This is a genomic window from Mitsuaria sp. TWR114, assembly GCF_007997345.1.
On record NZ_VOSR01000596.1, the window covers coordinates 1 to 6,481 of the forward strand.

5 protein-coding genes and 1 pseudogene are annotated in these 6,481 nt (G+C 69.9%); 5 read left to right on the forward strand and 1 reads right to left on the reverse strand.

Features of this window, described 5'->3' with window-relative positions:
- Positions 1 to 177 precede the first annotated feature (177 nt).
- The 3 genes and pseudogenes from FUT87_RS20325 (at position 178) to FUT87_RS20335 (ending at position 3,048) form a co-directional block, all read left to right on the forward strand.
- The gene (locus tag FUT87_RS20325) at positions 178 to 1,056 is read left to right on the forward strand and encodes a carbohydrate ABC transporter permease (RefSeq protein WP_147242198.1); all 879 of its coding nucleotides are present in this window, start codon (positions 178 to 180) and stop codon (positions 1,054 to 1,056) included.
- A gap of 25 nt (positions 1,057 to 1,081) precedes the next feature.
- Positions 1,082 to 1,969, forward strand: coding sequence for a carbohydrate ABC transporter permease (locus FUT87_RS20330; protein ID WP_147242199.1), 888 nt, complete (start codon positions 1,082 to 1,084; stop codon positions 1,967 to 1,969).
- A gap of 12 nt (positions 1,970 to 1,981) precedes the next feature.
- A pseudogene (locus FUT87_RS20335) lies at positions 1,982 to 3,048 on the forward strand (ABC transporter ATP-binding protein).
- Positions 3,049 to 3,085: 37 nt separating this feature from the next.
- Here FUT87_RS20335 and FUT87_RS20340 read toward each other — a convergent pair.
- Positions 3,086 to 3,886, reverse strand: a complete 801-nt coding sequence (locus FUT87_RS20340) for a hypothetical protein (RefSeq protein WP_222617220.1) — start codon at positions 3,884 to 3,886, stop codon at positions 3,086 to 3,088.
- 139 nt (positions 3,887 to 4,025) lie between these two features.
- On the opposite strand from FUT87_RS20340, the gene FUT87_RS20345 reads away from it, so the two are divergent.
- Together FUT87_RS20345 and FUT87_RS20350 are read left to right on the forward strand one after the other, a co-directional pair.
- On the forward strand, positions 4,026 to 6,116 hold the full coding sequence (locus FUT87_RS20345) for an ATP-dependent helicase (RefSeq protein WP_147242200.1): 2,091 nt from the start codon (positions 4,026 to 4,028) through the stop codon (positions 6,114 to 6,116).
- A gap of 183 nt (positions 6,117 to 6,299) precedes the next feature.
- On the forward strand, positions 6,300 to 6,481 hold a 182-nt coding region (locus tag FUT87_RS20350; protein ID WP_147242201.1), incomplete at its 3' end, for a hypothetical protein.

The following is a 6,481-nucleotide window of genomic DNA, read 5'->3' on the forward strand; positions in this document are numbered from 1 at the left end:
CCCTGCCCTCTCCCGCAAGCGGGAGAGGGAGTCTTCCGGCTCCGCTCGTCGGGCCTTGGGCCTTGGGCCTGGTCCCTGGTCCTTGGTCCTGGGCCTTGGGCCTTGGGCCTTGATCTTTGGCCGTTTGCCTTCCATCCTTCCCACGCGCCACGCCGGCGCCCTGCAGGTCCGCACCGCATGTCCGCCTCCCGAGCCCCCCGCAGTCCCTGGCTTCCCAAGCTGGTGGTCGCGCCGACCTTCCTGATCTCCTTCCTCTTCATCTATGGCCTGATGGCGTGGAACGGCTACCTGTCGTTGTCCGCGTCGCGGCTGCTGCCGAACTACGAGTTCGTCGGCCTGGACCAGTACCGCGCGCTGTTCGACAACGAGCGCTGGTGGCTCGCGCTGACCAACCTGGGCCTCTTCGGCGCGCTGTTCATCGGCGGCGCGATGGCCGTGGGCCTGCTGCTGGCCATCCTGCTGGACCAGAAGATCCGCGGCGAAGGCGTGCTGCGCACGGTCTACCTGTACCCGATGGCGCTGTCCTTCATCGTGACCGGCACCGCGTGGAAGTGGATCCTCAACCCGGGCCTGGGCATCGAGCACCTGATGCAGCAGTGGGGCTTCGAGTCCTTCACCTTCGGCTGGCTGGTCGACCCGGACATGGCCATCTACTGCGTGGTCATCGCGGGCGTGTGGCAGTCGGCGGGCTTCGTGATGGCGCTGTTCCTGGCGGGGCTGCGCGGCATCGACGACTCAATCATCAAGGCCGCGCAGGTCGACGGCGCGTCGCTGCCGCGCATCTACTGGCGCATCATCATCCCGACGCTGCGCCCGGTGTTCTTCTCGACGCTGATGGTCGTGGCGCACATCGCGATCAAGAGCTTCGACCTGGTGATGGCGCTGACCGCGGGCGGTCCCGGCTACGCCACCGACCTGCCGGCGACCTTCATGTACACGATGGCCTTCTCGCGCGGCCAGATCGGCCTGGGCGCGGCCAGCGCCACGGTGATGCTGGCCACGATCGCGGCCATCGTCGTTCCCTACCTCTATTCCGAGCTCCGCTCGAAGCAGTGATCCCGTGCGGGACGAGCGACGCGACATGAGCCACACCCTTTCCCCCTCCCCGGCCGGATCCCGGCACCTGACCGCGCAGCGCGTGCTGCTGTGGGCCGTGCTGCTGGTCTTCGCCTTCTTCTTCCTGCTGCCGCTGTACGTGATGGTCAGCACCTCGCTCAAGAGCATGGACGAGGTGCGGAGCGGCACGCTGCTCTCGGTGCCGCTGAGCCCCTCGCTGGACGCCTGGTCCAAGGCCTGGCACAGCGCCTGCACCGGCACCGACTGCGGCGGCCTCAAGCCCTTCTTCATGAACTCGGTGCTGATGGTGGTGCCGGCCGTGCTGATCTCGACGGCGCTGGGCGCGCTCAACGGCTACGTGCTGACCAAGTGGCGCTTCCGCGGCAGCGAGCTGCTGTTCGGGCTGCTGCTGTTCGGCGTGTTCATGCCGATGCAGGTGGTGCTGCTGCCGATGAGCCAGGTGCTGGGCGCCTTGGGCATCGCGAGCTCCGTGTGGGGCCTGATCCTGGTCCACATCCTGGCCGGCATGCCCTCGACCACGCTGTTCTTCCGCAACTACTACGCCGGCCTGCCCGACGAGCTGATCAAGGCGGCGACGCTGGACGGCGCCTCGTTCTGGCAGATCTTCTGGCGCATCGTCGTGCCGCTGTCCACGCCCATCCTCGTGGTGACGCTGATCTGGCAGTTCACCTCGATCTGGAACGACTTCCTGTACGGGGTGGTGTTCTCCGGCGCGGACAGCAAGCCGATCACGGTCGGGCTGAACAACCTGGCCAACACGTCCAGCTCGGTCAAGGAATACAACGTGGACATGGCCGCGGCGCTGATCGCCGCGCTGCCGACGCTCGTGGTCTACATCGTCGCGGGCAAGTATTTCGTGCGCGGGCTCACCGCCGGCGCCGTCAAGGGTTAAGAGGAGTCAAGCATGGGCGCGCTCGCCATTTCTCAGGTCCGCAAGAGCTACGGCTCGGCCGACATCCTCAAGGGCATCGATCTGTCGATCGAGGCGGCGAATTCCTGATCCTGGTCGGCCCCTCGGGCTGCGGCAAGTCGACGCTGCTGGCGATGATCGCCGGGCTGGAGCATCCGACCTCGGGCTCGATCCACATCGGCGACCGCGACGTCACCTATGCGCCGAGCAAGGACCGCGACATCGCGATGGTGTTCCAGAGCTACGCGCTCTATCCCAACATGAACGTCGCGCAGAACATCGCCTTCGGCCTGGAGATGCGCAAGGTGCCCAAGGCGCAGCGCGACGAGACGGTGCAGCGCGTGGCGAAGATGCTGCAGATCGGCCACCTGCTGGACCGCAAGCCGGGGCAGCTGTCCGGCGGCCAGCGTCAGCGCGTGGCGATGGGCCGGGCGCTGGCGCGCGATCCGAAGCTCTTCCTGTTCGATGAGCCGCTGTCCAACCTGGACGCGAAGCTGCGCATCGAGATGCGCGCCGAGATCAAGCTGCTGCACCAGCGCACGAAGACCACCACCGTCTACGTCACCCACGACCAGGTCGAGGCGATGACGCTGGGCGACCGCATCGCGGTGATGCGCGACGGCCTGGTGCAGCAGTTCGGCACGCCGGAGGAGATCTACACGCGGCCGGCCAACCGCTTCGTGGCCGAGTTCATCGGCTCGCCGACGATGAACTTCGTCAGCGCGCAGCGCGGCGCCGCCGGCCTGGCGGCCAGCGGCCAGGCCATGCCGGTGAACGCGGCGCAGCAGGCGGCGATCGGCGCCACCGGCGAGGTGCTCTACGGCGTGCGCCCGGAACACATCCGGCTCGCCGACGGCAACGACGGCGGCCTGCCCGGCGTGCTGAAGATGAGCGAGCCCACCGGCCCGGAGACCTACCTGCTGGTCGACACCCCGACCGGCCCGATGACCGCCCGCGTGGCGGGCAATCCTCACCTCAATGTCGGTGATGCGGTGCGGCTGCAATGGGCGGCGGAGTCGGCGCACCTGTTCGACGCGAAGGACGAGCGCCGTCTGGCGTGATCGGTCCGGCGGGCCGGTCGTTCAGCCGTTCAGCCGTTCAAGCCGCTCGGGTCGTCCGGGCGTTCGGATCGTTCGGACCGCTGGAGCGGCTCGGGCTGTTCGGCCCCGGCGGCCGCAGGCGCAGCCAGACCGTCTGCGCCACCAGCGCCGCGGCGAGCCCCAGCGCGACCCAGGCGGAAGTGTCCGCCCCCGCCATCGGCGAGGCCCGCTGCTTCAGGTAGACCCCGACCAGGCCCCAGACCGCCGCCGCGGCGAAGGCCAGCGCCGCCGGTCCGGTGCCGGGCGCATGCAGCCGCGCATTCGCCACCAGCAACAGCAAGGCGGCGAGCGCCCACAGCACCAGCGTCCACGGCAGCTGATCGACGGTGGGCAGCAGTTGCTGGGCGACGATCACCTGCGCGGTGTTCAGGAACGCCGCCAGCGACAGCCATCCGGCATGCAGCGCCAGCGGCAGCACCGCGAGCCATGAGGGCGCGCCGCGCGGCACCGCCCGCGCCAGCAGCATCAGCGCCCACAGCAGGCTGATCAGCGCCAGCCAGATGATGGCCAGCGCCAGCCAGAACCATTGCTGGGAGAACACGATCATCCAGCTCGCGGTGAGCGCGAAGCCGGCGACCACCAGCCAGTGGCAGCGATGGGAATCGCGGTGCCCTTCCCGGTCGGGCACCGGCCGGCCGCGCAGCAGCCAAGCCGTGGCGACGAGGTCGAGCAGGAAGATCACGCCCCAGATGGAGAAGGCGTAGCCGTCGGCGACGAGCAGGGTCGGGTAACGATCCGAGATCGTGCCGTTGTCGGGGCCGAAGACGCCGCGCTGCGAGGCCCAGGCCACGAGGGGCATGGCCAGGGCGGCGAGGAGGACAAGCACTTGATGCATGGCAGTAGGGGGGGAGTTTGCTCCGCTCGGGCAATGCGCGTACCCCCGGGACCACGTGGCCCCGGCCATCCACTGTTTTTGCATACAGCTATGATGCCGCCCCATGTGTTCCGCCCTCGCCGACGCCCCGCCCCGCGCGGCCGACGTCTTCGCCGACCTGAATCCCGAGCAGCGCTCGGCGGTCGAGCACGGGCTCGATGAACACGGCGTTCCCGGGCACGGCCCGCTGTTGGTGATCGCCGGCGCCGGCTCGGGCAAGACCAAGACCCTGGCGGCGCGCGTCGCGCGCCTGATCCAGTCGGGCGCGGACCCGCAGCGCCTGCTGCTGCTGACCTTCTCCCGTCGCGCCGCCGGCGAGATGGAACGCCGCGCCGGCCGCGTGCTGCATCGCGCGCTCGGCCTGGGCGCCACGCAGGCGCCGCCGCGCTTCCCCTGGGCCGGCACCTTCCACAGCGTGGGCGCGCGCCTGCTGCGCGAATACGCCCATCGCATCGGCCTCGCGCCCAACTTCACCATCCTCGACCGCGCCGACGCCGAGGACCTGATGGGCCTGCAGCGGCAGGCCCTGGGCCTGGCCGAGACCACCGAGCGCTTCCCGCTCAAGGCCACCTGCCTGACGATCTATTCGCGCGTCGTCAACAGCGAGGCGCGGCTGGACCAGGTGCTGCAGGACCACTTCCCCTGGTGCTTCCCGGTGCATGACGGGCTCAAGCGCCTGTTCAAGGCCTACGTCGAGGACAAGCAGCGCCAGCAGCTGCTGGACTACGACGACCTGCTGCTCTACTGGGCCGAGCTGATGAGCGACGACGGCCTGGCCGCCGAGCTCGGGGAGCGCTTCCAGCACGTGCTGGTCGACGAGTACCAGGACACCAACCGGTTGCAGGCGACGATCCTGCGCCGGCTCAAGCCACGCGGCGACCACCTGACCGTGGTGGGCGACGACGCGCAGGCGATCTACTCGTTCCGCGCGGCCGAGGTGCGCAACATCCTCGAGTTCCCGGTCCAGTTCGACCCGCCCGCGCGGGTGATCGCGCTGGAGCGCAACTACCGCTCCACGCAGCCGATCCTGGACGCGTCCAACGCGGTCATCGCGATGGCCCGCGAGCGGCACGAGAAGCGGCTGTGGACCGACAAGGCCTCGACCGAGCGGCCGCAACTGGTGACGGTCGACGACGAGGCGCGCCAGGCCCAATGGGTCGCCGACAAGGTGCTCGAGCGGCGCGAGCAGGGCCTGCGGCTGAAGCGCCAGGCGGTGCTGTTCCGCACCTCGAGCCACGCCGCGCCGCTGGAGCTGGAACTGACGCGGCGCAACATCCCGTTCGTCAAGTTCGGCGGCCTGAAATTCCTGGAGAGCACGCATGTGAAGGACGTGCTGAGCGTGCTGCGCTGGGCCGAGAACCCGCGCGGGCGGCTGGCGGGATTCCGCGTCGCGCAGTTGCTGCCCGGCTTCGGGCCGGCGAGCGCGCGTCGGCTGATCGACGCGATGTCGCCCGCGGCGGACCCGGTGCAGGCGCTGCGCGCATTCGAGCCGCCCCGCGCCGCGGCCGCGTCATGGTCGGCGCTGCGCGACCTGCTGGCCGGGCTCATCGGCGATCCGCAGTGGCCGATGGACCTGGAGTCGGTGGTGGAGTGGTACGCGCCCCACCTGGAGCGGCTGCACGACGACGCACCGGTGCGCCTGGCCGACCTGGAACAGGTCGCACGCATCGCGCAGGGCTACGGCTCGCGGGAGCGCTTCCTGACCGAGCTGACGCTGGACCCGCCCGAGGCGAGCAGCGACGAATCCGGCGTCCCGCTGAAGGACGAGGACTACCTGATCCTGTCGACCATCCATTCGGCCAAGGGGCAGGAGTGGAACGCGGTCTACCTGCTGAACTGCGTGGACGGCTGCCTGCCGTCGGACCTGAGCACCGGCGCGCAGGCGCAGATCGAGGAGGAACGGCGGCTGCTGTACGTCGCGATGACGCGGGCGAAGGAGCACCTGGCGGTGATGGTGCCGCAGCGCTTCTACGTCACGCAGCAGACGCGGCACGGCGACCGCCACCTGTACGCGAGCGTGTCGCGCTTCCTGCCCGGCAAGGTGGTGCGCCACTTCGACAAGCTGGGACCGGCCAACCAGACGCAGGCGGCGCTGCCGGAGCTGGTCAAGCCCGCGATGGACGTCGCGGCGAGGCTGCGCAAGGTCTGGGACTGAGTTCCTCCTGGGCGCCGCGAGCGCTGGTGCGTCGCAGGACGAAAAGCGCAGCGCACGCGTAACGCACGTTACGGCACGCGCCGATGGACGCCCGGCGCGCAGCACTTAAACTTCCGCCGGTCAATGCCTGACCCCGACGCCCTCCCCGGCCCCGCCCGCCTGTCACGCCTGCCGTCCACCGCCGTGTCGATCCGCCACACCGTCCTCCGCACCCTCGCCCACACCAACTGGCGCCTCGCGCTGCCGGCCCTGGCCCTGACCTGCGGCAGTCTGATCGTGCAGGCCGCCAGCGACGACCCCGAGGTCGTCGTCCCCACGACCGCGCCCACCTCGGCCGCGATCGGACCGACCGGCGTCGTGACGCC

Excerpts from the sequence above, each read along its gene's own strand:
- FUT87_RS20325 (WP_147242198.1), top strand. The coding sequence starts at position 178 with ATGTCCGCCTCCCGAGCCCCCCGCAGTCCCTGGCTTCCCAAGCTGGTG.
- FUT87_RS20345 (WP_147242200.1), top strand. The coding sequence starts at position 4,026 with ATGTGTTCCGCCCTCGCCGACGCCCCGCCCCGCGCGGCCGACGTCTTC.
- FUT87_RS20340 (WP_222617220.1), bottom strand. The coding sequence starts at position 3,886 with ATGCCCCTCGTGGCCTGGGCCTCGCAGCGCGGCGTCTTCGGCCCCGAC.
- FUT87_RS20330 (WP_147242199.1), top strand. The coding sequence starts at position 1,082 with ATGAGCCACACCCTTTCCCCCTCCCCGGCCGGATCCCGGCACCTGACC.